Origin of the sequence: Pasteurella dagmatis, from assembly GCF_900186835.1 — a bacterium.
GTDB lineage: Bacteria > Pseudomonadota > Gammaproteobacteria > Enterobacterales > Pasteurellaceae > Pasteurella > Pasteurella dagmatis.
In genome coordinates this window covers 1,629,811-1,654,962 of record NZ_LT906448.1, presented here as the reverse complement: position 1 = coordinate 1,654,962, position 25,152 = coordinate 1,629,811, and the positions used below count along the sequence as shown (strand labels likewise).

The following is a 25,152-nucleotide window of genomic DNA, read 5'->3' as shown; positions in this document are numbered from 1 at the left end:
AGAGAGGGCATCATTATGCACGAAACGATACTCACAATGCGGAATATTAGCAAAGGCTTTGCTGGAGTACAGGCATTAAAAGATGTGCAGCTAACATTACGCAAAGGCGAGGTTCATGCACTGATGGGCGAAAACGGTGCAGGAAAATCTACCTTAATGAAATGCTTATTAGGCGTGTATCAAAAAGACGAAGGCACGATCACCTATAAAGGAAAAGAAGTGAATTTCAACTCAGTGTTGGAAGCACAACATCAAGGGATTAGTATGATCTTCCAAGAGTTGAACTTAATTCCTCATTTGACCGTAGCTGAAAATATTTTCTTTGCGCGTGAGCCAATTAAATATGGAATGGTCGATAAGGATAAAATGATTCGTGATTCCGAAAAATTACTTTCCTTATTTGACATTGATGTAAAACCAACAGATCAAGTGCGGTCACTTTCTGTGGCGAAACAACAAATGGTAGAAATCGCCAAAGCCCTTTCTTTTGACGTTGAAGTGTTGATTATGGATGAGCCAACATCTGCATTAACTGAAAAAGAAATCGATAAGTTATTTGAACTCGTTAATAAGCTAAGAGAAAAAGGCGTGAGTATCGTATATATCTCACACCGTATGGAAGAGCTTAAACGCATTTGTGACCACATTACGATTTTCCGTGATGGTACTTATGTTTCAGACCACGTGTTTAAAGAAATCACAATGGATGAAATCATTACTAAAATGGTAGGTCGCTCTTTAGATAATCACTTCCCACCAAAAACTGCTGTTGTAGATGAAAACGAAGTCGTGATGTCTGTATATCAAGCTGAACGTTACGGTGTATTTGAAGCTCTAGACTTTGCTTTATTCAAAGGTGAAATTTTGGGTATCACCGGTCTTGTCGGGGCTAAACGTACTGAACTTGCACGTGCAATTTTCGGTGCAGATCCATTAGATTCTGGCGAAATCTTTGTTCATCACAACAAAGTGAGTATTAAAAGCCCAGCAGACTCAATCAAAGCCGGTATTGCGTACTTATCCGAAGACCGCAAACTCAACGGTGTGGCAGTGAGAATGTCCATTCGTGAAAACATCACAATGGCATCAATGGATAAAGTGTGTAACGGTGCAGGCGTGATCTCTCACGCTGAAGAAGCCAAAGCATCAAAAACGTTCATCGATAAAATGGAAATTAAAACGCCAACTATCGAGCAGTTAGTGAATAACTTAAGTGGTGGTAACCAACAAAAAGTGGTTATCGGTAAATGGTTGTTCCGCGATGCTAAAGTGATGATTTTCGATGAGCCAACTCGTGGTATCGATGTGGGCGCGAAATATGCGATTTATCAATTACTTGATGAGTTAGCAGCCAACGGCGTAGGTGTTATTGTGATCTCTTCTGAGTTACCGGAAGTGTTAGGGGTATCAGACCGCATTATCGTAATGCGTGAAGGACGAATGACCGCAATGTTGGAAACCAAAAATACAAACCAAGAAGAAATTATGCACTACGCAACAGGTGTAAAAGATATGTTCGCTCGCAAGAGCCAGGAGGCATAAATGAACGAGAAACAAAAAGAAATGCTACGCAAAGTAGCATCACTCGCAGGCTTAATTTTATTAGTGATAACTTTCACATTCACTAACGAATACTTTTTCACGTTAAATAACGTGCTCACTATCGGCTTACAAACCTCAACCATTGCCTTAATCGGTATCGGTGCAACTATCGTTATCTTAACTGGAGGTATCGACTTGAGTACCGGTTCAGTCGTGGCATTATCAGGTGTTGCTGCTGCGATGGTGGTGAATGCTGGTGTGCCAGTGCCTCTTGGTATCTTATTTGGTATTTTAGTGGGCGGTCTTTGCGGTTTAGCCAACGGTATGATCGTGACTGTAATGCGCTTACCACCGTTTATCGCAACCTTAGGTACAATGATGGTGGCGCGCGGTTTAGCTCTTTATGTGACAAATGCTGCGCCAGTTTCAGGTATGCCAGAGTCATTTGCAGAGCTTGGTAACGGTGCATTGTTCCGCATTGTGGAAGAAGGTGCAAATGGCTTGCCAATCGTGAAATTCCCAGGTATTCCATACCCTGTGATTATTATGATTTTCATCGCGATTCTATTTACTTTCGCATTATCTAAATTAAAAGTCGGTCGTTATATTTATGCGATTGGTTCAAACGAAGAAGCAGCAAGACTTTCTGGTATTAAAACCAATCAAGTGAAAAATTATGCTTACATTGCCAGTGGTTTATTGTCTGGTCTTGCAGGCGTTATTCTTGCATCACGTCTTGTTACCGCACAACCAAATGGTGGTGTGGCTTACGAATTAGATGCAATTGCCAGTGCGGTCGTGGGGGGAACGTCTCTTATGGGTGGTGTTGGTACAATTCCAGGGACATTAATCGGTTCATTCATTATAGGTGTATTACGTAATGGCTTGAATATGAATGGTGTGTCAGCGTTTGTACAACAAATTATTATTGGTCTTGTGATTATTATCACTGTGGCATTAGACCAACTTCGTCAAACTAAAAAAGTGAGTAAAAAGCCTCAATCTCAAAACAAGGAGAAATCACAATGAAAAAAATGACTTTAATTGCTTCAGCTATTTTAGGTTTATCTACGCTGTTCGCTGCACCACAACTTTTAGCAAAAACGAATGAAATTGCAGTGATTGTGAAAACAGAAAATGCGAATTTCTGGCAAAACGTGAAGAAAGGGGCAGTAGCTGCAGAGAAAGATCTTGGCGGTCAATACAAAGTATCATTCCAAGGTCCTCAAGCTGAAACAGCTATCGATGAAGAAGTAAATATGGTGAATAATGCGATCAATCGCGGTGTAGCGGGTATCGTACTTGCAGCATCAGACCCAGATGCCTTAATTCCACCTGTGAAAAAAGCGTTCGAAAGCGGTATTCCAGTGGTTATTATCGACTCAGGTATCAACTCTGACGGTAAATACTATCAATCATTCTTAGCAACAGATAACCGTGCAGCAGGTAAACTTGCCGCTGAAAAATTATTAGCAAAACACGGCGAAAAAATGGGTAAAGTGGCAGTAATGTCATATACACCAGGTGCAGCATCAGCGATCGAACGTACTGGTGGCTTTATGGATGAAATCAAAAAACATAAAGATGTGAAATTAATGGAACCATTATATTCACAATCAGATATGGTCACTGCACTTAACCAAACCATTGACGTGTTAACTTCAAATCCAGATTTAACGGCAATCTTCGGCGCAAATGAGCCAACAGCGGTAGGTATGGCACGTGCAGTGAAAGAACGTGGTTATGCAGGCAAATTAGTTGCAGTAGGCTTCGACGGTAACCAAGACTTACAAAACTTTGTGCGTGATGGAACCTTAGAAGGTATTGTGGTGCAGTCTTCTTATCAAATGGGTTACAAAGGTGTTGAAACAATTAACCGCATCTTAAAAGGTGAAAAAGTAGAAAAATTCATCGATACTGGTGTAGTATTTGTCACTAAAGACAACATCGATACAGAAGAAGCGAAAGCAGTACTTTACTAATTTTGTCATTCATCTTGCAAAATTAACGCAAATTTGACCGCACTTTTGGCGGTCAGTACAGAAGGCGAAGTCAAATTCGCCTTTTGTAGTCATTGTCGATCTGAAAAGATACAAGGAAGTGCGGTCCAATTTTGCAGCGATTTTGCAAATTACTCCCAACTAACCAGTATAGAGGGCAATTATGCAAACATTAAATATGTATATCGATGGGCAATTCGTCGCAACTGAAAGCGGTCAAACTTTTGATGTATTGAATCCAGCAACAGAAGAAGTGATTGCAAAAGTAACTAAGGGGACAGCAGCTGATGCCGCGAGAGCGATTGATGCTGCAGAGGCGGCGCAAGATGCTTGGGAGCAATTACCTGCAATTCAACGTGCGGGCTATTTGCGTAAAATTGCCGAAGGTATTCGTGCACGTTCGGAAGAAATTGCAAAAACGATTTCCTCTGAAATGGGGAAAGTCCTTCCTCTCGCACGTGTCGAAGTGAATTTTACCGCAGACTATTTAGACTATATGTCTGAATGGGCACGCCGTTATGAAGGTGAAATTATCCAAAGCGATCGCCCAAATGAGCATATTTTCCTCTATAAACGCGCCATTGGTGTCACCACAGGGATCCTACCTTGGAACTTTCCATTTTTCTTGATTGCTCGTAAAGCCGCACCAGCGTTAGTCACTGGTAACACAATTGTGTTAAAACCAAGTGTTGACTCACCAATTAATGCGGTGTTATTTGCCGAAGTAGTCGATCAAGTCGGCTTACCGAAAGGGGTGTTTAACTTAGTACACGGATCGGGTGGTGAAGTGGGTAATGAGCTCGCCTCCAATCCAAAAGTGGGTTTAGTTTCATTAACCGGTAGTGAACCGGCAGGCCGTAAAGTAATGGAAGCGGCAAGTAAAAACATTATCAAAGTGAACTTAGAGTTAGGAGGTAAAGCACCGGCTATCGTACTTGCTGATGCAGATCTTGATTTAGCCGCAGATGCAATCGTCGCCTCACGTGTGATTAACTCTGGACAAGTGTGTAACTGCGCAGAACGTGTGTATGTACAACGTGAAGTAAAAGAGGTCTTCACACAAAAATTGATCGAGCGTATGAAAAAAGTGCGTTCAGGAAACCCATTAGAAGATGAAACTCTCGATATGGGACCAATGGTCAATAAACAAGGTCAAACTCACGCCAAACAGATGGTAGACGAGGCGATCAAAGCGGGTGGACGCTTATTATTAGGCGGCAAACCGGTGGAAGGTAAAGGTTATTACTTTGAGCCAACAGTCATTGATAATGTTGATAACAATATGGATATTCTACGTTCAGAAATTTTTGGACCAGTTATTCCAGTGGCAACATTCGACACTATTGATGAAGTGATCAAACTCGCCAACGATTGTGAATACGGCTTAACCTCATCGGTTTACACACAAAATATCAATAAAGCAATGAAACTTGTTTCTCGCTTGAAATTTGGTGAAACCTACATTAACCGCGAAAACTTCGAAGCAATGCAAGGCTTCCATGCAGGCTGGCGTAAATCAGGTATCGGCGGCGCTGATGGCAAACACGGTTTAGAAGAGTATCTACAAACCCAAGTAGTTTATTTGCAGTATGATCAAACAGTGTAGTTAAATCCGTTTGAATAAAACACCCAATTTGCATCAACAAGTTGGGTGTTTTTTTATGGCATTTTTTTCAATAGTGGATGTTTAGTACTTGTTTTTGCTCCTTTTTTCTTTCAATCCTGCCTGATTGCCCGTTGTCTAAATATAAACGGGCAAATATGGATAATAAATACCTATAAAAAGTAAGTGAAAAATGTGAAATACTTAACAAAATGAACAACTAAATGCGTCTTTTATTTACTCTAATCGGGCGATAACTGATCATATTCTTAGCAATTCAATAATGATTCATTTTGGTCGCATTTATGAAACTTCATAAAAACTGACCGCACTTTTTATTATTTTCATTAATATAGGAGAAATACTTATGGCGAATAGAATGATTCTTAATGAAACAAGCTACCACGGAAAAGGGGCTATTTCGAATATTGTTCACGAAGTGAAAAGCAGAGGTTTTAAAAAGGGGTTAGTGGTTACCGATAAAGATTTGATTAAATTTGGTGTAGCAGGCAAAGTGACCGCACTTTTAGACGAATCGGGCTTAGCCTATGAAATTTTCGATGAAGTAAAAGCGAATCCAAGTGTTGAAGTCATCAAAAAAGGAGTTGAACGTTTTAAATCAGCAGGTGCGGATTATATGATTGCGATTGGTGGTGGATCGCCAATTGATAGTTCAAAAGGTATTGGGATTATTATCAACAACCCTGAGTTCAGTGATGTACTTTCTTTAGAAGGTGTTGCACCAACCCATCAAAAATGTGTGCCAGTGATTGCTGTGCCAACCACAGCAGGTACCGCAGCAGAGGTGACGATTAACTATGTGATCACTGACGAAGAGAAAAAACGTAAATTCGTTTGTGTGGATGTACACGATGTGCCAACAGTTGCGGTTGTTGACCCAGATATGATGTCGAGTATGCCAAAAGGTTTAACTGCTGCGACAGGTATGGATGCACTCACACACGCAATTGAAGGTTATATTACTAAAGCTGCTTGGGAATTAACGGATGCGTTACACTTAAAAGCGATTGAGTTAATTTCAAAATCATTACGTGGCGCAGTCAATAATGAGCCTGAGGGTCGTGAAGGTATGGCGTTAGGACAATATGTAGCAGGCATGGGCTTCTCAAACGTGGGTTTAGGCGTGGTGCATAGTATGGCGCATCCACTTTCAGCTTATTACGATACTCCACACGGTATTGCAAACGCAGTGTTATTACCTTATGTTATGGAGTTTAACAAAAACTATACAGGTGAAAAGTACCGTGAAATCGCACGTGCGATGGGTGTAAAAGGTATAGATGATATGACCCCTTCACAATATCGTGATGCTGCAATTACTGCTGTTAAACAATTAGCAAAAGATGTAAATATCCCAGAAAAACTCTCTGCGATTGGCGTGAAAGAAGAAGATTTACCGGCACTTTCAGTAGATGCCTTTAATGACGTATGTACAGGTGGTAACCCAAGAGATTGTACTGCCGAAGAAATTCTAGAAGTATATAAAATTGCATTCTAATTTTCTAAGTGAAAAAAAGCCCCTAAAGCTAGGGGCTTTATTGTTTTTTTAAGGCTTAATTACGCTGTACGATATTTGTTTTTACGACGTTGTAAGAAATATACTAAGACTAATAATAATGCACAGATTAATGAAATGATAAACAATGTACCGAAGAAACCATTCCATTTTAATTTTTCAATAATTAATGATAATGGAAGACCAGCAGCCGCTGCACCGATGTAGGCAAATAAACTGACAAAGCCTGTTGATGCACCAGAAGCATATTTATGTGAGTTTTCAGCTGCTGCCATTGCGATTAAGAATTGTGGGCCAAAAATGAAGAAACCCATTAAGAAGAATAATGCTGACATTAAGAATGGGTTATCACTTGGTAAAAACCATAATGTAAGTGCAACAGCAATGATACCAACTACATAAATGATATTCATCTGTGTACGGTTACCTTTGAAGAATTTATCTGATCCCCAACCAGCAAATAATGCCCCAATAAAACCACCGATTTCAAAGAAACTCACACTTGCATTTGCTTGTAATAAGTTATAACCATGTGTTTCCGTGAGATATAAGTTACCCCAATCATTAATGCCAGTACGTACGATATATACTAACCCGTAAGAAATTGCTAGTGCCCAGATAATACTGTTTTTGAATACATAGCCTTTTAAGATTTCCCAGGTAGATAAACCAATCCCTTCACTTTCATGGATTTGTTCTGCCTTATCGTTACGCCATTCACCTACAGTAGGCAATCCCATTGAACTTGGTCGGTCGCGTAACAATACACATAGACCAAGACCAACGATGACTGCAATCGTACCTGGAATAATCATACCGTATCGCCAACCCCAAGCTAAGGTAACGGCACCTGCGATAATTGGAATTAATGCACCACCTAAGTTGTGTGAAGTGTTCCAAATTGCCCACCAAAGTCCACGTTCGTTACGAGAATACCAAGTATTGAGAATTTTTGAACATGGTGGCCAACCCCAACCTTGGAAAAATGCGTTGATCATCCAAAGTGTAACAAACATAAAGATCGAAGAACTCATGCCAAAGAAAATGTTAACAACCCCTGTTGCTATTAATCCAAGTCCCATAAAATAGCGCGGATTTGATCTATCTCCGATTACACCAGATAAGAATTTAGACACACCATAAGTAAGATAGAATGCTGTTCCCATCATACCAATATCTGCTTTTTGTAAGCCTAAATCCTCTAACATTGCTGGCATGACAAAGTTAAATCCTTTCCGTGTAAAGTAGAAAACGGCATAACCAATATAGCTCACAATCATTAAATGTAGTCGCCAATAGCGGTATGTTTTGTCAATTTCCTCTTTGCTTTTTGTGACCGGAATGTCCGGTGCTTCTTTAAAAATACCCATAATAATGTACCTCATCTAATCAATAGTAATGAAAAATGTGATAAAAATAACAAATTTGTTGAAATTTAGTTTATTACATATAAAATGTTAAAAAAGTTACATAGATCACAGTTTTTACATTTTTTTCAGGTATCATAGAAAAGGATGACTTTCTAATTTAAGTGTAAATACGAGGTATCAAATGAACGCGAAAGAAATTGCTCAATTTATTGACCATACAGCTTTAACCACAGAGAAAAATGAAAAGGATATCTTACAACTTTGTGAAGAAGCGATTGAAAATCAATTTTGGTCTGTTTGTATCAATTCGGGGTATATTCCTTTAGCAAAAGAAAAATTGCAGGGAAGTAATGTGAAAATTTGCACAGTGGTAGGATTTCCGTTAGGTGCAAATTTAACATCTGTGAAAGCATTTGAAAGTATGGAAGCGATCAAGGCTGGTGCAGATGAAATTGATATGGTTATCAATGTAGGTTGGATAAAATCAGGTAAGTGGGATGCAGTAAGAGCGGATATCGCAGAGGTTCTTATGGCTTGTGGTTTAAAACCATTAAAAGTGATTTTAGAAACTTGCTTGTTAACAAAAGATGAAATTGTGAAAGCCTGTGAAATTTGTAAAGAATTGAACGTTGCTTTTGTAAAAACATCAACAGGTTTTAGTAAAGGTGGTGCAACAGTGGAAGATGTTGCATTGATGAAAAAAACTGTTGGTAATATTGGAGTTAAAGCCTCTGGCGGTATTCGTGATACTGAAACTGCTGTGGCGATGATCAATGCGGGGGCCACTCGTATTGGTGCAAGTGCAGGGATTGCAATCATTAACGGTTTGGCTGATACTAGCAGTAACTATTAGTCGGTTGGATTGGACTATAAGCTTATGGATAAGTTAAATTCTCGTGTTCAGAAGTTAGAATTATTGCTCAGGCAAATGGATAAAATTCATTTACGCGAGGCTGCCGAAATGTTGAAGGTGTCAGAAATGACAATTCGACGAGATCTTAGTGTCGGCAGCGGTCCAGTTCAGTTACTTGGTGGCTATATCGTTAGGAATCCGCAAGGGCGAGGTAGACTGGATTACCACATCTTTGAACATCAAGGTAAAAATATCGCTGAAAAAATGCGTGTTGGCAAGGATGCCGCAGCATTAGTTCAAGAAGGTGATATTGTGTTTTTTGACTGTGGATCTACCATCCCCTTCGTGGCTTCTCAAATTGATCCTTCAATAAAATTTACTGCACTTTGTTGTTCTATCAATGTGTTTTTAGCTTTGAAAGATAAACCAAATTGTGATCTGATTCTCTCTGGTGGGCGTTATTCTCGCCATAATGCATTTCTTAACCCTATTCAACGTACTTCAGAACTTGATGCGTTATGTACTACTAAGGCGTTTATTTCTGCAGCGGGTATTCATATTAAATACGGTGTGACTTGTTTTAATTTTGAAGAAGCGAAAGCAAAACAACTGGCGTTGGCTAAAACCCAGCAATCCATTTTAGTGATTGATCATTCAAAATTTGGAGTTGTAGAGCAAGCTTATATTGCAAACTTGGCTGATTTTGACTTTGTGGTTTGTGATAAGGATATTCCAAAATCGTTTTATGTACGTTGATTCTTCAATGTTAAAATAATTTTGCTAAAAATAACCGCACTTTTAGTCCCCAATAGCTGGCTAATCCAGTTGTCGCAAATTCCATTTTTCCTTTGTCCAAAATAATGATTGTTGGTGTAACCGATATATCCCATTGATAGCTGATGCTCCCATTTGGATCATTGATAGTTCTGAATTTATAGTTATTTTCACTCAAATAGTGTTTTACTTGATCATCACTACCTGAACGTAATGCGACAGTAAGCACAGGTACTCCATCTTGTACTAAACTATTCACAGCAGGCGAGGTATGTTTACAATAGCCACACCATGAGCCCCAAAAATAGATAACTGCGGGTTGCTCTTGACTTAATTGTGAAAGGAAAAAAGGCTGATTTTGTAAATCTCTTAGAACGGTTGTATTCGCTTGGCTTGGTACATTTGGCTTACGAATAAAATCGATTAAAATACTTATGACTAATAAGGTTAAGATCAGGGAAAGCAAATTTTTGAGTAGCTTTTTGATTTTATTCATACAGGTTATTTCCCGTATTTATCTTTGTCTGCTGTGTAATCTACACCCTTAGCTAACATCCGTAATTGCAAGATCACACGCGCTTTTAATTGTTCACGTTCTGTTTTACCCATATCCAATGCGTTTGCTCCGGCAGTAAACACAATGGTCACCATACCTTCTGCTTGAACATAAGCAATGTATTGTGGATAACCATTTTTATGCGCAATATATTCTGTTAATTCGTCAACAAAGTGCTTAATTTCACGTGCGGCTGCGGTTCGGAAAGCCTGTGATGTGCCGGAGCTTTCACGTAAGAGCAAACGGAACATATTGGGGTTATTGGCAATAAATTCAAAGAAGGTATCAACAGATATAGCAATCACACTGCCTCCTTTTTCTAGGCGTTTACGTGCTTGGCGCATTAATTGGCGCAATACTAAACCAGCCTCATCAACCATTGTTAAACCTAATTCATCCATATCTTTGAAGTGTCGGTAAAATGAGGTGGCGGCAATGCCTGCTTCACGTGCGACTTCACGTAAACTTAAATTAGAAAAGCTTTGTTCTGCGGTTAATTGATTAAATGCAGCATCAATTAATGCTCTCCTTGTTTTTTCTTTTTGTAATGCTCGAATCCCTGCCATATGTAGCCCTTAGGACAAAATAGAACGAACAGAAGCACTGATCGTTTGTGCAATGCGTTCGTAGCGATTACGCAATGGTGAACCCGGGCGATAAATTAATGAAATCGTACGGATTGGCTCTGGTGAATGACAAGGGATATATTTTACTCCCGTTCTTGCCCCTTCGTTCATCACTGCGAGCTCAGGCATTAATGTCATTCCTGCATTTGCAGCAACCATATTACGTAAGGTTTCTAAGCTCGTGGCTTGGAAATGTGAGTTTTCTCTTGCTCCTGCACTGAAACAGTAACCCATTGTCTGATCACGTAAACAGTGTCCGTCGTCCAACATTAGAATTTCCAACCCATTTAATTTGCTCATTTTAATTGAAGATTCTGTTGCCCAAGGGTGATTATCGGATACAGCCAGGAGCATTTTTTCGTTGAAAATAGGTACTTCGATAAAGCTTTCGGTTTCTCGCACAGAGGCCACTACCGCACAATCTAAATGTCCCGTTTCTAATTGTTCCATTAATTGTTGAGTTTGTGCTTCATATAAGAAAAGCTCTAATTCGGGGAAGGCTTCTTTAATTACTGGCATAATATAAGGTAAGAGGTAAGGTCCAACCGTTGGAATGACACCAATGTGTAATGGGCCCGTCATTTCTTTACCTTGATTACTTGCCATTTCTTTAAGTACTTTGACTTCTCTCAATACTGTTTTTGCTTGATTAACTAGTAACAAGCCAGACTGTGTGAATAATACTTTGCGGCTTGTTCTTTCAAGCAAGATGATACCTAATTCATCTTCTAATTTTCTGATTTGGCCACTTAATGTTGGTTGACTTACGTGGCAAGCGTCAGCAGCACGACGAAAATGTTTATGTTCAGCAAGTGCAACAAGATATTCTAAATCGCGGATATTCATTCTTACCTCAGTATTGAAAGACACAGTTAGAAGTTTGATTGATAGGCAAAGACTATATCACAATTTTTATTTTATTCCATAATAGAGTAGTTACTGTTTTAATTAATTTTTTATTTATCAGTAAATAATGTGAATTACCCGTTAAGTGGAAATGAAAACAAGGCAAAAGTGCGGAGGTATTTTTTCTTTTTTAGAGATTAATAATGGGGCGGAGGTGTTTCTTCCGCTTGGCTGGCGATATTCGAAGGTTGTATATCTTTTAATTTATTGACTAAATAACGTAGCTGGATTTGCATTTTATCCATCATAAATTGTTGCTCAATTAGGGATTGATTTAATTCGTCTAATAAGTTCTCTTGAAAGGTCACTTTCATTTCTAGCTCAGCAATACGTTGCTCTAATTTTTCTTCAATTTGCATAGATAAACTCCAAATAAAGGTTGTGAATTTGTTAAATCCGTTTTAACCTATTTAAATTCATTTTTTATTATAAAGGAATAACCAATATGTTTAAAATTCAAAAATATTCAATGATTGCACTTTTAATTGGTGCAGTAACGTCAAACGTGGTTGTTGCAGATAGCAAAACGGATAATAAAAAATTTAATGATGAAGCTTCTTATGCGGTGGGTGCATTACTAGGAACAAATTTAAAAGAAGTCATGACATCACAAAAAGAGGTTATCACATATGATACAAAAAGAGTTCTAGCTGGTGTTGAAGATGTGCTAAATGGCAAAGTAGAACTTGCTAAAAATGAACAACTTAAAGCTGTATTGCAAGAAATACAAACCAAACTAGTTAAAGAACAACAAGCAAAAATTGAACAACTTAGCCAACAAGCAAAAAAAGAGGGCGATAAATATCGCACAGAATTTGAGAAAAAAGAAGGCGTGAAAAAAACAGCATCAGGTTTACTTTATAAAGTGATTAACGCAGGTAGTGGTGATGCGATTAAAGCAACAGATACAGTAACGGTGAAGTATGTTGGTAAACTACCAAATGGTGATGTATTCGATCGCACGCATGGCAAACCAATTTCCTTCAAATTAAATCAAGTTGTGCCGGGTTGGACCGAAGGTTTACAACTTGTGAAAAAAGGTGGAAAAATTGAATTAGTGATTGCGCCTGAATTAGCTTATGGCGATCAAGGTGCGGGTATCATTCCACCAAATTCAACATTGCATTTTGAAGTCGATGTAGTTGATGTGAAATCAGAGTAAAAAAGTATAAAAATAGACCGCACTTTGATAATAAGAAGAATAAAGTGCGGTCATATCTAGAGAAATTATTGAGAGAAACATGATGTTGACGGATAAGCGCCCCTTTACCGATGAAGATCGTACAATTCTTAATTCTTATCATGCAGTAGTAGATGGTGTGAGTGCCTTAATCGGCAGTCATTGTGAAATTGTATTACATTCCTTAGAAGATCTTGAACATTCAACAGTTTGCATTGCAAATGGGCATAATACCAATCGTCAAATAGGCTCTCCAATTACTGACCTTGCATTGAAATCTCTTCATAATATGCAAACGGATAGCGTATCCAAACCTTATTTTACACGTGCGAAAAGTAACGGTTTAATGAAGTCAGTGACTATTGCGATCCGTAATAAAAGTCAACGGATTATTGGTTTATTGTGTATTAACATTAATTTAGATGTTCCCATTTCGCAATTTATGCAAGCGTTAATGCCAATACCAGAACAAGATGCAACATCATCAGTCAACTTTGCAAGTTCTGTTGAAGAATTGGTAGTACAAACCGTTGAAAAAACGATCGAGGAAGTGACTTCGGATCGATTTGTGTCGAATAACAATAAAAATCGACAAATCGTGGTGTCTTTATACGAAAAAGGTATTTTTGATATTAAAGATTCGATTAATTTGGTTGCGGAACGTTTGGATATTTCTCGTCATACTGTCTACCTCTATATTCGTCAAGTTAAACAAGATCTGGAAGAGCAAAAATAATGCGTTATGTACTTTGTGTCAAACAGCCGATTTATGGTAAACAAGGGAGTTTTCTTGCATACCAGTTCGCTAAAACCTTACTTGCACAAGGACATCAACTCAATCAAGTGTTCTTCTTTCAAGATGGTGTAACGCATGGTAATGTATTGGTTTACCCTGCGAATGATGAGTTTAATTTGCAAAAAGCTTGGCAAGAACTCGCTCAAATATATCAATTTCCGCTACATTTATGTGTAGCAGCAGCACAACGTCGTGGCATTGTGGATAAATTGACGTCTGCAGATAGAAAAAGTGAAAATTTAGCACCGCACTTTGTACTAGCTGGTTTAGGTGAATTTACTAAAGCTGCTTTAGAGGCGGATAGGGTTATCACATTATGATGAAGCTGGCCTTTGTTTTTCGAGGAACACCTTTTGGTACTTCAAGCAGCCGAGAAGGTTTGGATGCGTTACTTGCGGCAACCGCATTTTGTGATGAAACCGATATCGGTGTGTTTTTTCTTGATGATGGCGTATTTAATTTATTGAACAGTCAAAATCCAGAAAAAATCTTACAAAAAGATATTGTGAGTATGCTCAAATTATTGGATTTATATGAGATTGATCAACGTTATGTGTGTGCAAGTTCATTAGAAACAGCACAAATGACATTACAGGATTGTGTGATTTCTTGTAAAAAAATCGACCGTACTGCTTTAGTCTCATTACTTAACAGAACTGAAAAAGTACTGACCTTTTAAGGAAAGATTATGTTTTATACCTTTTCTCAATCCAATTATGTAACGCACGAGTTAATGCAACATTTGCAGAATACCACAGCGCAAGATGTGATTGTTTTATGGCAAGATGGCGTTTATCTTTTAGTAAAATACCCCACAATGTTTGAGAAACTCAACGCACCTTGTTATGCACTAGATATCGATTTGGAAGCACGTAATTTAATTACTATGCTTGAGATGCAAGATAAGATTCAACAAATTTCATTATCTGAACTTGTCAAATTGACTGAGCAGCATACTCCTCAACTTGCCCTTTAACCTGAGGTGAGAAAAGTGCGGTAATTTTTTATAAATTTCCTTCTTCTATTAATCAAAAAAACGACCAGCCCACAAATAGAACCGTCTAATTCTTGACATTATTTGCCCATCTTCATTATAATAGCGCGTCTATTTCTGTATGAAATAGAAATACGTATAAACATTCTTTTATGAATAATTGTTAAAACTGGAGCTTTTTTAATGGCAACTATCAACCAGCTAGTACGCAAACCGCGTGTGAAAAAGGTTGTAAAAAGTAACGTTCCTGCATTAGAGGCTTGCCCGCAGAAACGTGGTGTGTGCACACGTGTATACACAACTACACCTAAAAAACCGAACTCAGCATTACGTAAAGTATGCCGTATTCGTTTAACTAACGGTTACGAAGTAACCTCTTACATCGGCGGTGAAGGTCACAACCTTCAAGAGCACAGTGTTGTGCTTATCCGTGGCGGTCGTGTTAAAGACTTACCAGGTGTGCGTTATCACACTGTACGCGGTGCATTAGACTGTGCTGGCGTTAAAGATCGTAAACAAGGTCGTTCTAAATACGGCGTTAAACGTCCTAAATCTTAATGGTTCTCCGTTAAGTAAGGCCAAACGTCTAAATTAGTAAAACTATTTAAACCATAAACTCCAGTCAAAAGGCGATATTTATCGCAAAATGTAGAGTTTTGGAAAATCCTGAAGATTAATTACGGAGAAATTCGCAATGCCACGTCGTCGTAGTATTGAACCACGCAAGATTCTTCCAGATCCAAAGTTCGGATCAGAATTACTTGCAAAATTTATCAATGTTTTAATGGTAGATGGTAAAAAATCTATCGCAGAAAAAATCGTTTATAGTGCATTAGATACGTTAGCACAACGTACTGGTAAAGAAGCATTAGAAGCTTTCGAAGCAGCACTTGACAACGTACGCCCAACTGTTGAGGTTAAATCTCGTCGAGTGGGTGGTTCTACATATCAAGTACCAGTTGAAGTTCGTCCAGTTCGTCGTAACGCATTAGGTATGCGTTGGATCGTTGAAGCTGCACGTAAACGTGGTGACAAATCAATGGCTTTACGTTTAGCTAACGAATTGTCTGATGCATCAGATAACAAAGGTGCAGCAGTTAAGAAACGTGAAGACGTTCATCGTATGGCTGAAGCTAATAAAGCGTTTGCTCATTACCGTTGGTAATTTTTTAGCAACTACGTTTTTCAGGCTTCATCTCATTTAATTATGCGGTGAAGCCTTATACATATTTAAAATTTCATATTTAATTCCAGCAAGGAAATAAGAATGGCACGTACAACCCCTATTTCACGCTACCGTAATATCGGTATTAGTGCGCACATCGATGCAGGTAAAACCACAACATCTGAGCGTATCTTATTCTATACAGGCGTGAGTCATAAAATCGGTGAGGTGCACGATGGTGCAGCTACAATGGACTGGATGGAGCAAGAGCAAGAGCGTGGTATCACGATCACATCTGCTGCAACAACTGCATTCTGGTCAGGGATGTCTCAACAATATCCACAACACCGTATCAACGTAATTGATACTCCAGGACACGTTGACTTCACAATTGAAGTAGAACGTTCAATGCGTGTTCTTGATGGCGCAGTAATGGTTTACTGTGCAGTAGGTGGTGTTCAACCACAATCTGAAACTGTATGGCGTCAAGCTAACAAATACGAAGTACCACGTATTGCGTTCGTAAACAAAATGGACCGTACTGGTGCAAACTTCCTACGTGTTGTTGAGCAAATCAAAACTCGTTTAGGTGGTAACTCAGTTCCTCTACAACTTCCAATCGGTGCAGAAGATAGCTTTGTTGGTGTTGTTGACTTAGTGAAAATGAAAGCGATCAACTGGAATGAAGCAGATCAAGGTATGACATTTACCTATGAAGATATTCCAGCAGACATGTTAGATGCTTGTGAAGAATGGCGTCAAAACTTAGTTGAGTCAGCTGCAGAATCTTCTGAAGAGTTAATGGAAAAATACCTTGGTGGTGAAGAGTTAACTGAAGAAGAAATTAAAGCTGGTTTACGCCAACGAGTATTAGCTGGTGAAATCATTCCAGTTTGCTGTGGTTCTGCATTCAAAAACAAAGGTGTTCAAGCAATGCTTGATGCAGTAATCGACTATTTACCAGCACCTACAGATATCCCTGCAATTAAAGGTATCAACCCAGATGAAACTGAAGGTGAGCGTCACGCAAGTGATGAAGAGCCATTTGCGGCACTTGCATTTAAAATTGCGACTGACCCATTCGTTGGTAACTTAACTTTCTTCCGTGTTTACTCAGGTGTAATTAACTCTGGTGACACAGTATTGAACTCCGTAAAAGATAAACGTGAACGCTTTGGTCGTATCGTGCAGATGCATGCGAACAAACGTGATGAGATCAAAGAAGTTCGTGCGGGTGACATTGCAGCTGCAATTGGTTTGAAAGATGTTGGTACAGGTGATACATTATGTGCACAAGATGCGCCAATCATTCTTGAGCGTATGGAATTCCCAGAGCCAGTAATCTCTGTTGCTGTTGAACCAAAAACTAAAGCAGACCAAGAAAAAATGGGCCTTGCATTAGGTCGTTTAGCACAAGAAGATCCTTCATTCCGTGTTCACACTGATGAAGAATCTGGTGAAACTATTATCTCTGGTATGGGTGAGTTACACTTAGATATTATCGTTGACCGTATGCGTCGTGAATTCAAAGTTGAAGCAAATATCGGTAAACCACAAGTATCTTACCGTGAAACAATCCGTACTCGAGTTAATGATGTTGAAGGTAAACATGCAAAACAATCTGGTGGTCGCGGTCAATATGGTCACGTTGTAATCGACTTATATCCTTTAGAGCCAGAAGGCCCTGGTTATGAGTTCGTGAACGAAATCAAAGGTGGTGTAATTCCTGGTGAATATATTCCTGCTGTTGATAAAGGGATTCAAGAACAACTTAAGTCTGGTCCATTAGCCGGTTACCCAGTAGTAGATTTAGGTGTGCGTTTACATTTCGGTTCGTACCACGATGTTGACTCGTCTGAGCTTGCATTTAAACTAGCTGCATCTTTGGCATTTAAAGCAGCATTTAATAAAGCGAACCCAGTTCTACTTGAGCCAATTATGAAAGTTGAAGTAGAAACTCCACCAGACTATGTTGGTGATGTAATTGGTGATTTAAGCCGTCGTCGTGCGATGGTTAATGGCCAAGAAGCAAATGAATTTGTTGTGAAGATCAATGCAGAAGTACCACTTTCAGAGATGTTTGGTTATGCAACTGACCTTCGTTCACAAACTCAAGGTCGTGCTTCATACTCAATGGAACCATTGAAGTATGCAGAAGCTCCGAAAAACGTTGCTGATGCAATCATTGAAGCTCGCAAAAAATAATTTTGTTTAACAAACCACAAGCCATTATGGCTTGTGGCATCTATTGAGGAAACTTAATCGTGTCTAAAGAAAAATTTGAACGTACAAAACCGCACGTAAACGTGGGTACAATCGGCCACGTTGACCATGGTAAAACAACTTTAACAGCAGCAATTACAACTGTATTAGCAAAACACTACGGTGGTGCTGCTCGTGCATTCGACCAAATCGATAATGCACCAGAAGAAAAAGCACGTGGTATCACCATCAACACTTCACACGTTGAGTATGATACAGAAACTCGTCACTATGCACACGTTGACTGTCCAGGACACGCAGACTATGTGAAAAATATGATCACTGGTGCGGCACAAATGGACGGCGCTATCTTAGTAGTAGCAGCAACAGATGGTCCAATGCCACAAACTCGTGAGCACATCCTTTTAGGTCGCCAAGTAGGTGTACCTTACATCATCGTATTCTTAAACAAATGTGACATGGTAGATGATGAAGAATTATTAGAATTAGTTGAAATGGAAGTGCGTGAGCTTCTTTCTCAATATGATTTCCCGGGTGATGATACACCAATCGTACGTGGTTCAGCGTTACAAGCATTAAACGGCGTACCAGAGTGGGAAGAAAAAATTCTTGAGTTAGCAGGTCACTTAGATTCTTATATCCCAGAGCCAGAGCGTGCGATTGACAAGCCATTCTTATTACCAATCGAAGACGTATTCTCAATTTCTGGTCGTGGTACAGTAGTAACTGGTCGTGTAGAGCGTGGTATCATCCGTACTGGTGAAGAGGTTGAAATTGTTGGTATTAAAGAAACAACAAAAACAACTGTAACAGGTGTTGAGATGTTCCGTAAATTATTAGACGAAGGTCGTGCGGGTGAAAACGTAGGTGCGTTATTACGTGGTACTAAACGTGAAGAAATCGAACGTGGTCAAGTACTTGCTAAACCAGGTTCAATCACACCACACACAGACTTCGAATCAGAAGTTTACGTATTATCAAAAGAAGAAGGTGGTCGTCACACTCCATTCTTCAAAGGTTACCGTCCACAGTTCTATTTCCGTACAACTGACGTGACAGGTACAATTGAATTACCAGAAGGCGTAGAGATGGTAATGCCAGGTGATAACATCAAGATGACTGTAAGCTTGATTCACCCAATTGCGATGGATGAAGGTTTACGCTTTGCGATTCGTGAAGGTGGTCGTACAGTAGGTGCGGGTGTTGTTGCTAAAATTATCAAATAATTTGGTATAACTTGCTGAAAAAGGCGTATCTAAAGGTACGCCTTTTTTGTTATCTGATAGCTTTTCAAATGTTGACACTACTTTTCAGTCTATTTGTCATTTTCTTTTGAAAAGTCTTAGGGAAAAAATTAATGCTACTTCTGTAATTTTAATATGCATTTTTTAAATAAAATGCTACAATCACGCGTTCAGAAACGAATCCCTATTTAAGTTAAGTAATGGATTAAATAAATTATGGCGTTAGAAATCGAGAAAAAGAAAAATACGCATGAAGTCGAGAACCAAAAATCAAAAGGTTTAAATACTTTCTTATGGTTACTCGTTTTTGTTGTGATCACAGCAGCTGCGTTAGGTAATATTTATCTTGTAGAACAATTTTCTACCCCAATCCGTGTTGTTGGTGTAGTTGTTTTATTGCTTATTGCATTAGGTATTGCAACCTTGACAAATCAAGGTACAAAAGCACGTCACTTTTTCAGTGATTCAAGAGTTGAATTAAGAAAAATTGTATGGCCAACACGTCCAGAAGCAATGCAAACTACATTGATCGTAGCTGGTGTAACAATTGTTGTTTCTTTAATCTTATGGGGGTTAGATTCAATTATTGTTGCATTAATTACTTTCTTAACAGATTTGAGGTTCTAAAATGACAGAAGCAGCAAGCAAAAAACGCTGGTATGTATTACAGGCTTTTTCTGGTTTTGAAGGCCGTGTAGCAACAACATTACGTGAATATATTAAATTGCACCATATGGAAGAACAATTTGGTGAAGTGCTTGTTCCGACAGAAGAAGTTGTAGAAAACGTAGCGGGAAAAAGACGAAAAAGTGAACGTAAATTTTTTCCTGGCTATGTATTAGTACAAATGGAAATGAACGATGAAACTTGGCACTTGGTTCGTAGTGTTCCACGTGTAATGGGATTCATCGGTGGTACAGCGGACAAGCCAGCGCCAATTTCACAGCGTGAAGCAGATCGTATTTTAAATCGTTTACAAGAAAGTTCAGAAAAACCTCGTCACAGAAAAGAATTCCAACCAGGTGAAGAAGTTCGTGTGACAGAAGGACCTTTTGCAGACTTTAGTGGTACAGTTGAAGAAGTTGACTACGAAAAAGGTCGCTTGAAAGTATCTGTTTCCATCTTTGGTCGTGCAACACCAGTTGAACTTGAATTTAGCCAAGTAGAAAAACAAAGCGCATAATTCATTAGATTATCAAAATAAGGGCAAAAAATTGCCCTTATTTTTTAGTTTTTATTTCAGAACGACATCTTTTGTCGTTTTTTCTTTTATGATTGCGGGAAATTATAAATAAGAGGAAAAAACGATGTTTGGATTATTTGACCGATTACGTCATCATAAATTAATTCGCCTGATGCGTAATGCGACAGAGGAATCTTTAGAAGAAGAAAGTTTTTATCTTCAATTAAAAGAGTTAACCGCCTCATCAAGCACTTGGTCTACACGACTAAAAAATGACTTTGTTGCAGCCACTTTATCCATATTTGAAGGCGTGGCGAGTTGGGATTTTATTGCCGCAGAAAGTCCACAACGCATTTTTTCATTGACACAGGCAGAAGGTTATACATTAGCTTGTTTAGAGCTTGTCGCTGAGCGGTTTCCTGATACAAAAAATACAAAAAGACTTTTGTATATTTTGTCTGAAGTTGAGCGAATTAAGCAGCGTCAGCGTAATCCGATTTACAATTTACATCAAAAGCCCAAAGCTATTTTCAAAGATCCCGGTTTTAAATTGGCGGTTATCAATCAGTTGATGTTTAAAGAAAATTTACTGAAACCGCAATTTGATCCTATGCTTTTTGCTGAAGAGTTTTCTAAATATTTCATTGATATGGAATATCACCAAGCGAGTGCAGAGGGTATGCAATATCTGTTGAACTTAGATATTCCTAGTGATTTGTTAAATAGTATTGAAGATCTCTATTTAGATAGTAAAGCCGCGCTTTATGGGAAGATTTGTTTCTTTTCTCCGACCAATATGTTGTTGGGAATGAAAATGCCTCAACGAGGCCGGTATGTTCCTATTTGTGATAGTGCGGTCGAAGATTTAGCACTTTTACCTAATTTATCTAAAGTCCATATTGGTTCTGATGACAAGTTTGTTGAACTAGATGAAATGCCTCGGGGTTGTGATTTTATTATCAGCCCGAATGAGGCACGTAATGGAACGCCAATATCAGCTGCTTTTATTCAAGCATTGGAAAAGCAAAAAATTCAGTTATTGCAAGGTGGCAAGCCCGTTGTCTTAGAGAAAGCGATTATCTAGCAAAATGGAAGATTAATTTTCCTAAAATAGTGAAAGTCGCTTGAAAATCGATCTAAATTTCAGTAGAATCCGCAGTCTATTTATGAGCGAGTTTTTTCGTTCGTATTTTGTGTAAACAGGGGAGCTAGCAATAGCGTTATTACCCATTCTAGAGGAAGCTAAAAATGGCAAAAAAAGTACAAGCCTATGTTAAGTTGCAAGTTGCAGCTGGTATGGCTAACCCTTCACCACCAGTTGGTCCTGCATTAGGTCAACAAGGTGTGAACATTATGGAATTCTGTAAAGCATTCAACGCTCGTACTGAGAGCTTAGAAAAAGGTTTACCAATTCCAGTTGTTATCACTGTATATGCAGACCGTTCATTCACTTTCATTACTAAAACTCCTCCAGCAGCAGTATTATTGAAAAAAGCTGCAGGTATCAAGTCTGGTTCTGGTAAACCAAACAAAGATAAAGTGGGTAAAGTAACTTTAGAACAAATCCGTCAAATCGCTGAAACTAAAGCAGCAGATATGACTGGTGCTTCTATTGAGACTAAAATGAAATCAATCGCTGGTACAGCTCGTTCAATGGGCTTAGTGGTGGAGGAATAATACGATGGCTAAATTGACTAAAAAAATGAAAGCAATCAAAGCTGGCGTAGACTCTACAAAAGCATATGAAATCAATGAAGCAATCGCAGTATTAAAACAATTTGCTACTGCTAAATTCGTTGAGAGCGTTGACGTTGCTGTTAACTTAGGTATTGATCCTCGTAAATCTGACCAAAACGTACGTGGTGCAACTGTATTACCACACGGTACTGGTCGTTCTGTACGTGTTGCTGTGTTCACTCAAGGTGCTAACGCAGAAGCTGCTAAAGAAGCTGGTGCTGATTTAGTAGGTATGGAAGATTTAGCTGAATTAGTGAAAAAAGGTGAAATGAACTTCGACGTAGTTATCGCTTCTCCAGATGCGATGCGTGTTGTTGGTCAATTAGGTCAAATTTTAGGTCCACGTGGTTTAATGCCAAACCCTAAAGTTGGTACTGTAACACCAAATGTTGCTGATGCAGTTAAAAATGCGAAATCTGGTCAGGTTCGTTACCGTAATGATAAAAACGGTATCATCCACACCACAATCGGTAAAGTTAACTTTAGCGAAGAACAATTAAAAGAAAACTTACAAGCGTTATTAGCTGCTTTAGCTAAAGCGAAACCGACTACATCTAAAGGTGTATTCATCAAGAAAGTAAGTATTTCTACTACAATGGGTGCTGGCGTAGCAGTAGATCAAGCTACATTATAATTCACTCAATTGAATACGAAAAAAAGCGCAATCTTATGGTTGCACTTTTTTTATGTTCGAAAGAAAGCGAATCGTTACCTGTTATGACTTAGCTGATAAAGTCGGGCAACATTCTGTGCAGTAGAAATCAGATTTTTTTGACCGCTCTTTAAGGTCTCTTCCAAGCCATCAACTTGATGAATAATCGGGAATACGGCATCAATACCCGCTTGATAAACGACTTCATAATCCTCTCTGAGACTGCCGACGATTGCAATCACTGGCTTATTGAAAAGCTTAGCTGTTTTAGCCACACCAATCGGAGTTTTACCCTGTGCAGTTTGGCTATCCATTCGACCTTCGCCTGTAATCACTAAATCGGCATCTTGTAAAATTTCCACAAGATTGACCGCACTTATGACGATATCCACCCCTGAACGTAGTGTCACATTCGGTAGAAGCAACAAACCACCTCCCATTCCACCAGCAGCTCCAGCTCCAGCAACATCACGAATGTTGATCTTATGTTGCTGTTTGACAAGAAGAGAAAAGTGTAGCAGTGCTTTATCTAATTGGGTGACCATTTCTGGCGTAGCCCCTTTTTGTGGACCAAAAATTGAAGAAGCACCTTTCGGGCCACAAAGTGGATTATTCACATCACAAGCCACTTCAATTTCAGTGTGATTTAAGCGAGGATCGAGGTCAGACAAATCAATATGCACGATGTCTTTTAAATATTCACCGCCCCACTGAATAGGCTGATTATTTTGATTCAGAAATTGGCAACCCAAGGCTTGCAACATCCCAACACCTGCATCATTAGTTGCACTGCCGCCAATCCCTAAAATAATTTTTTCCACACCTAGATCTAGCGCATTTTTAATTAATTGCCCAGTACCGAAACTTGTGGTTTTTAGTGGATTTCGTTGTTTAAAAGGCACAAGATGTAGGTCCGATGCAGCAGCCATTTCAATAATTGCCGTTTTGCCGTTGCCAAAAACACCAAACGGTGCATTAATTGTGTTGCCTAACGGTGCAGTCACCGAAGCTTGGACTAATTTGCCCCCTGTTGCATCTACAAGTGATTGCACAGTGCCTTCACCTCCGTCCGCCATTGGCACTTTGATATAGTCAGCAGTTGGCCAAATTTTCTTGAGCCCCACTTCAATTGCATTTGCCACTTCAAGTGCGGTTAAACTTTCTTTAAAAGAATCAGGTGCAATGACTATTCGCATAAATATTTACTCTTTCAATGGGATAAAAATATTCCTCTTGGAGGATGTAAAATAGGCATCAAGTTTCTCTTATATACCATATTTATGAGTATGAGTAAGTAAAATATTTTGTACACAGACTGTTCTGCACTTGTTTTTAAATTTGTGTATGGCGTCGTCGAAGTGCGGTGCGATTTTCGTATATTTTTTAATAAAAAACTTTACAAGTGGGGGCAATTCTATTAGAATTTTGCTCCTGAATTTTATCATTCTAGATGATGAAATTATTGATGGTGCTTGACCAAATTCAAGCCCCGTCCGAGACCGTAGGTGAAATGATGGATATCATCTCTTAATTAATCCTACGTAGATGGTGAACAGACAGAATTTTCTGCTTCTGGACACCTTAGCCTCACAAAATAGTCGTACCAAAGTGCGGTCATTTTTTGAGATTTTTTGTAAATTCCGCTCCGGCGGAGTGTATTCAGGAGCTAAAAGCCAATGGCATTAAATCTTCAAGACAAACAAGCAATTGTTGCTGAAGTAAACGAAGCAGCCAAAGGTGCCCTATCAGCTGTTATCGCGGATTCTCGCGGCGTAACAGTAGATAAAATGACTGAATTACGTAAAGCAGCTCGTGAAAACGGTGTTTCAATGCGTGTTGTTCGTAATACTTTATTACGTCGCGCAGTTGAAGGTACTGAATTTGAGTGCTTAAAAGATACGTTTGTAGGTCCAACACTTATCGCATTCTCTACTGAACATCCAGGTGCAGCTGCACGTTTGTTCAAGGACTTTGCTAAAGCAAATGATAAGTTTGAAATTAAAGGTGCAGCCTTTGAAGGTAAGATTCAAGATGTTGAATTCTTAGCAACATTACCAACTTACGACGAAGCAATTGCACGTTTAATGGGCACAATGAAAGAAGCTGCGGCAGGCAAACTTGTTCGCACTCTTGCGGCATTACGCGACAAATTACAAGAAGCTGCTTAATCCAGCCGTTTCTTAACTCGTTTAACTTTTTTACTTTAGGAAT

The 25,152-nt window shown here is 39.0% G+C and carries 28 protein-coding genes; 22 read left to right on the top strand and 6 right to left on the bottom strand.

The features are described from left to right. Nucleotides 1–15 precede the first annotated feature (15 nt). From CKV78_RS07465 to fucO, 5 genes are all read left to right on the top strand, one after another. Complete coding sequence (locus CKV78_RS07465; protein WP_005763491.1) at nucleotides 16–1,542, top strand: sugar ABC transporter ATP-binding protein; 1,527 nt, start codon at nucleotides 16–18, stop codon at nucleotides 1,540–1,542. After that, nucleotides 1,543–2,571 (top strand): ABC transporter permease, encoded by a 1,029-nt coding sequence (locus CKV78_RS07460; protein WP_005763489.1) that lies wholly within the window; start codon nucleotides 1,543–1,545, stop codon nucleotides 2,569–2,571. Continuing rightward, nucleotides 2,568–3,524, top strand: a complete 957-nt coding sequence (locus tag CKV78_RS07455) for an ABC transporter substrate-binding protein (RefSeq protein ID WP_005763488.1) — start codon at nucleotides 2,568–2,570, stop codon at nucleotides 3,522–3,524. The genes CKV78_RS07460 and CKV78_RS07455 overlap by 4 nt, the downstream gene beginning before the upstream one ends. 181 nt (nucleotides 3,525–3,705) lie before the next feature. Then, a complete protein-coding gene (gene aldA, locus CKV78_RS07450; RefSeq protein WP_005763487.1) occupies nucleotides 3,706–5,148 on the top strand; it encodes an aldehyde dehydrogenase in 1,443 nt (480 codons plus the stop codon). 364 nt (nucleotides 5,149–5,512) lie between these two features. After that, nucleotides 5,513–6,664, top strand: a complete 1,152-nt coding sequence (fucO, locus tag CKV78_RS07445) for a lactaldehyde reductase (RefSeq protein ID WP_005763485.1) — start codon at nucleotides 5,513–5,515, stop codon at nucleotides 6,662–6,664. Nucleotides 6,665–6,723: 59 nt separating this feature from the next. Here fucO and uhpC read toward each other — a convergent pair whose 3' ends face one another. Next, the gene (gene uhpC, locus CKV78_RS07440; protein ID WP_005763483.1) at nucleotides 6,724–8,052 is read right to left on the bottom strand and encodes an MFS transporter family glucose-6-phosphate receptor UhpC; all 1,329 of its coding nucleotides are present in this window, start codon (nucleotides 8,050–8,052) and stop codon (nucleotides 6,724–6,726) included. Between the two features lie 181 nt (nucleotides 8,053–8,233). Between uhpC and deoC the strand changes: the two genes are divergently transcribed. Next, nucleotides 8,234–8,905 carry a deoxyribose-phosphate aldolase gene (gene deoC, locus CKV78_RS07435; RefSeq protein WP_005763481.1) on the top strand — a complete coding sequence of 224 codons (672 nt, stop codon included), beginning with the start codon at nucleotides 8,234–8,236 and terminating at the stop codon, nucleotides 8,903–8,905. Nucleotides 8,906–8,929: 24 nt separating this feature from the next. Then, nucleotides 8,930–9,661: a DNA-binding transcriptional repressor DeoR gene (deoR, locus tag CKV78_RS07430; RefSeq protein WP_005763479.1), complete on the top strand. Its 732-nt coding sequence runs from the start codon at nucleotides 8,930–8,932 to the stop codon at nucleotides 9,659–9,661. A 10-nt stretch (nucleotides 9,662–9,671) separates the two neighbouring features. Here the strand turns inward: deoR and CKV78_RS07425 are convergent, their stop codons facing one another. The 4 genes from CKV78_RS07425 to CKV78_RS07410 form a co-directional block, all read right to left on the bottom strand. Next, nucleotides 9,672–10,175, bottom strand: coding sequence for a protein disulfide oxidoreductase (locus CKV78_RS07425; RefSeq protein ID WP_005763477.1), 504 nt, complete (start codon nucleotides 10,173–10,175; stop codon nucleotides 9,672–9,674). A 5-nt stretch (nucleotides 10,176–10,180) separates the two neighbouring features. Next, entirely contained in the window at nucleotides 10,181–10,801 is a 621-nt protein-coding gene (fabR, locus tag CKV78_RS07420; RefSeq protein ID WP_005763474.1) for an HTH-type transcriptional repressor FabR, read from the bottom strand. Between the two features lie 9 nt (nucleotides 10,802–10,810). Then, entirely contained in the window at nucleotides 10,811–11,707 is an 897-nt protein-coding gene (oxyR, locus tag CKV78_RS07415) for a DNA-binding transcriptional regulator OxyR (RefSeq protein WP_005763471.1), read from the bottom strand. Nucleotides 11,708–11,904: 197 nt separating this feature from the next. Beyond that, the gene (locus tag CKV78_RS07410) at nucleotides 11,905–12,126 is read right to left on the bottom strand and encodes a SlyX family protein (RefSeq protein ID WP_005763469.1); all 222 of its coding nucleotides are present in this window, start codon (nucleotides 12,124–12,126) and stop codon (nucleotides 11,905–11,907) included. 86 nt (nucleotides 12,127–12,212) lie between these two features. Between CKV78_RS07410 and CKV78_RS07405 the strand changes: the two genes are divergently transcribed. The 14 genes from CKV78_RS07405 to rplA all read left to right on the top strand — a co-directional run bounded on the left by CKV78_RS07405 (nucleotide 12,213) and on the right by rplA (nucleotide 22,923). Continuing rightward, the gene (locus CKV78_RS07405) at nucleotides 12,213–12,929 is read left to right on the top strand and encodes an FKBP-type peptidyl-prolyl cis-trans isomerase (protein WP_005763467.1); all 717 of its coding nucleotides are present in this window, start codon (nucleotides 12,213–12,215) and stop codon (nucleotides 12,927–12,929) included. Nucleotides 12,930–13,008: 79 nt separating this feature from the next. Next, complete coding sequence (locus tag CKV78_RS07400; RefSeq protein WP_005763464.1) at nucleotides 13,009–13,683, top strand: helix-turn-helix transcriptional regulator; 675 nt, start codon at nucleotides 13,009–13,011, stop codon at nucleotides 13,681–13,683. After that, a complete protein-coding gene (gene tusD, locus CKV78_RS07395) occupies nucleotides 13,683–14,063 on the top strand; it encodes a sulfurtransferase complex subunit TusD (RefSeq protein WP_005763461.1) in 381 nt (126 codons plus the stop codon). The genes CKV78_RS07400 and tusD overlap by 1 nt, the downstream gene beginning before the upstream one ends. Continuing rightward, nucleotides 14,063–14,422: a sulfurtransferase complex subunit TusC gene (tusC, locus tag CKV78_RS07390; RefSeq protein ID WP_155811616.1), complete on the top strand. Its 360-nt coding sequence runs from the start codon at nucleotides 14,063–14,065 to the stop codon at nucleotides 14,420–14,422. Before tusD ends, tusC begins: the two co-directional genes overlap by 1 nt. A gap of 9 nt (nucleotides 14,423–14,431) precedes the next feature. After that, nucleotides 14,432–14,719 (top strand): sulfurtransferase complex subunit TusB, encoded by a 288-nt coding sequence (tusB, locus tag CKV78_RS07385; RefSeq protein WP_032855379.1) that lies wholly within the window; start codon nucleotides 14,432–14,434, stop codon nucleotides 14,717–14,719. Between the two features lie 201 nt (nucleotides 14,720–14,920). Beyond that, nucleotides 14,921–15,295, top strand: coding sequence for a 30S ribosomal protein S12 (rpsL, locus tag CKV78_RS07380; protein ID WP_005717858.1), 375 nt, complete (start codon nucleotides 14,921–14,923; stop codon nucleotides 15,293–15,295). Between the two features lie 136 nt (nucleotides 15,296–15,431). Further along, nucleotides 15,432–15,902: a 30S ribosomal protein S7 gene (gene rpsG / locus CKV78_RS07375; protein ID WP_005763451.1), complete on the top strand. Its 471-nt coding sequence runs from the start codon at nucleotides 15,432–15,434 to the stop codon at nucleotides 15,900–15,902. Nucleotides 15,903–16,004: 102 nt separating this feature from the next. Beyond that, nucleotides 16,005–18,107, top strand: a complete 2,103-nt coding sequence (gene fusA / locus CKV78_RS07370) for an elongation factor G (protein ID WP_005763447.1) — start codon at nucleotides 16,005–16,007, stop codon at nucleotides 18,105–18,107. A gap of 59 nt (nucleotides 18,108–18,166) precedes the next feature. Then, complete coding sequence (gene tuf, locus CKV78_RS07365; RefSeq protein ID WP_095075298.1) at nucleotides 18,167–19,351, top strand: elongation factor Tu; 1,185 nt, start codon at nucleotides 18,167–18,169, stop codon at nucleotides 19,349–19,351. 234 nt (nucleotides 19,352–19,585) lie between these two features. Then, nucleotides 19,586–19,996, top strand: a complete 411-nt coding sequence (gene secE, locus CKV78_RS07360; RefSeq protein ID WP_005763445.1) for a preprotein translocase subunit SecE — start codon at nucleotides 19,586–19,588, stop codon at nucleotides 19,994–19,996. 1 nt (nucleotide 19,997) lies between these two features. Continuing rightward, nucleotides 19,998–20,552 (top strand): transcription termination/antitermination protein NusG, encoded by a 555-nt coding sequence (gene nusG / locus CKV78_RS07355; protein ID WP_005763443.1) that lies wholly within the window; start codon nucleotides 19,998–20,000, stop codon nucleotides 20,550–20,552. 124 nt (nucleotides 20,553–20,676) lie between these two features. After that, nucleotides 20,677–21,636: a DUF6892 domain-containing protein gene (locus CKV78_RS07350; protein ID WP_032855378.1), complete on the top strand. Its 960-nt coding sequence runs from the start codon at nucleotides 20,677–20,679 to the stop codon at nucleotides 21,634–21,636. A 164-nt stretch (nucleotides 21,637–21,800) separates the two neighbouring features. Continuing rightward, nucleotides 21,801–22,229: a 50S ribosomal protein L11 gene (rplK, locus tag CKV78_RS07345; protein ID WP_005763439.1), complete on the top strand. Its 429-nt coding sequence runs from the start codon at nucleotides 21,801–21,803 to the stop codon at nucleotides 22,227–22,229. A gap of 4 nt (nucleotides 22,230–22,233) precedes the next feature. Then, nucleotides 22,234–22,923 (top strand): 50S ribosomal protein L1, encoded by a 690-nt coding sequence (rplA, locus tag CKV78_RS07340; RefSeq protein WP_005763438.1) that lies wholly within the window; start codon nucleotides 22,234–22,236, stop codon nucleotides 22,921–22,923. A 74-nt stretch (nucleotides 22,924–22,997) separates the two neighbouring features. On the opposite strand, the gene CKV78_RS07335 is transcribed toward rplA, so the two are convergent. After that, a complete protein-coding gene (locus CKV78_RS07335) occupies nucleotides 22,998–24,137 on the bottom strand; it encodes a glycerate kinase (protein ID WP_005763436.1) in 1,140 nt (379 codons plus the stop codon). Between the two features lie 480 nt (nucleotides 24,138–24,617). Here CKV78_RS07335 and rplJ point away from each other — a divergent pair, with 480 nt between their 5' ends. Beyond that, nucleotides 24,618–25,109, top strand: a complete 492-nt coding sequence (gene rplJ, locus CKV78_RS07330; RefSeq protein WP_005763434.1) for a 50S ribosomal protein L10 — start codon at nucleotides 24,618–24,620, stop codon at nucleotides 25,107–25,109. The last annotated feature ends 43 nt before the right edge of the window (nucleotides 25,110–25,152 follow it).

Bases quoted from the DNA above. Each gene is read 5' to 3' on its own strand.
- CKV78_RS07335 (WP_005763436.1), bottom strand. From the start codon at position 24,137: ATGCGAATAGTCATTGCACCTGATTCTTTTAAAGAAAGTTTAACCGCA.
- rplJ (WP_005763434.1), top strand. From the start codon at position 24,618: ATGGCATTAAATCTTCAAGACAAACAAGCAATTGTTGCTGAAGTAAAC.
- tusD (WP_005763461.1), top strand. From the start codon at position 13,683: ATGCGTTATGTACTTTGTGTCAAACAGCCGATTTATGGTAAACAAGGG.
- aldA (WP_005763487.1), top strand. From the start codon at position 3,706: ATGCAAACATTAAATATGTATATCGATGGGCAATTCGTCGCAACTGAA.
- nusG (WP_005763443.1), top strand. From the start codon at position 19,998: ATGACAGAAGCAGCAAGCAAAAAACGCTGGTATGTATTACAGGCTTTT.
- rpsL (WP_005717858.1), top strand. From the start codon at position 14,921: ATGGCAACTATCAACCAGCTAGTACGCAAACCGCGTGTGAAAAAGGTT.
- deoR (WP_005763479.1), top strand. From the start codon at position 8,930: ATGGATAAGTTAAATTCTCGTGTTCAGAAGTTAGAATTATTGCTCAGG.
- oxyR (WP_005763471.1), bottom strand. From the start codon at position 11,707: ATGAATATCCGCGATTTAGAATATCTTGTTGCACTTGCTGAACATAAA.
- CKV78_RS07465 (WP_005763491.1), top strand. From the start codon at position 16: ATGCACGAAACGATACTCACAATGCGGAATATTAGCAAAGGCTTTGCT.
- fusA (WP_005763447.1), top strand. From the start codon at position 16,005: ATGGCACGTACAACCCCTATTTCACGCTACCGTAATATCGGTATTAGT.
- CKV78_RS07350 (WP_032855378.1), top strand. From the start codon at position 20,677: ATGTTTGGATTATTTGACCGATTACGTCATCATAAATTAATTCGCCTG.
- rpsG (WP_005763451.1), top strand. From the start codon at position 15,432: ATGCCACGTCGTCGTAGTATTGAACCACGCAAGATTCTTCCAGATCCA.
- CKV78_RS07455 (WP_005763488.1), top strand. From the start codon at position 2,568: ATGAAAAAAATGACTTTAATTGCTTCAGCTATTTTAGGTTTATCTACG.
- uhpC (WP_005763483.1), bottom strand. From the start codon at position 8,052: ATGGGTATTTTTAAAGAAGCACCGGACATTCCGGTCACAAAAAGCAAA.
- CKV78_RS07405 (WP_005763467.1), top strand. From the start codon at position 12,213: ATGTTTAAAATTCAAAAATATTCAATGATTGCACTTTTAATTGGTGCA.
- CKV78_RS07460 (WP_005763489.1), top strand. From the start codon at position 1,543: ATGAACGAGAAACAAAAAGAAATGCTACGCAAAGTAGCATCACTCGCA.
- rplA (WP_005763438.1), top strand. From the start codon at position 22,234: ATGGCTAAATTGACTAAAAAAATGAAAGCAATCAAAGCTGGCGTAGAC.
- tusB (WP_032855379.1), top strand. From the start codon at position 14,432: ATGTTTTATACCTTTTCTCAATCCAATTATGTAACGCACGAGTTAATG.
- deoC (WP_005763481.1), top strand. From the start codon at position 8,234: ATGAACGCGAAAGAAATTGCTCAATTTATTGACCATACAGCTTTAACC.
- tusC (WP_155811616.1), top strand. From the start codon at position 14,063: ATGAAGCTGGCCTTTGTTTTTCGAGGAACACCTTTTGGTACTTCAAGC.
- CKV78_RS07410 (WP_005763469.1), bottom strand. From the start codon at position 12,126: ATGCAAATTGAAGAAAAATTAGAGCAACGTATTGCTGAGCTAGAAATG.
- secE (WP_005763445.1), top strand. From the start codon at position 19,586: ATGGCGTTAGAAATCGAGAAAAAGAAAAATACGCATGAAGTCGAGAAC.
- fabR (WP_005763474.1), bottom strand. From the start codon at position 10,801: ATGGCAGGGATTCGAGCATTACAAAAAGAAAAAACAAGGAGAGCATTA.
- rplK (WP_005763439.1), top strand. From the start codon at position 21,801: ATGGCAAAAAAAGTACAAGCCTATGTTAAGTTGCAAGTTGCAGCTGGT.
- fucO (WP_005763485.1), top strand. From the start codon at position 5,513: ATGGCGAATAGAATGATTCTTAATGAAACAAGCTACCACGGAAAAGGG.
- CKV78_RS07400 (WP_005763464.1), top strand. From the start codon at position 13,009: ATGATGTTGACGGATAAGCGCCCCTTTACCGATGAAGATCGTACAATT.
- CKV78_RS07425 (WP_005763477.1), bottom strand. From the start codon at position 10,175: ATGAATAAAATCAAAAAGCTACTCAAAAATTTGCTTTCCCTGATCTTA.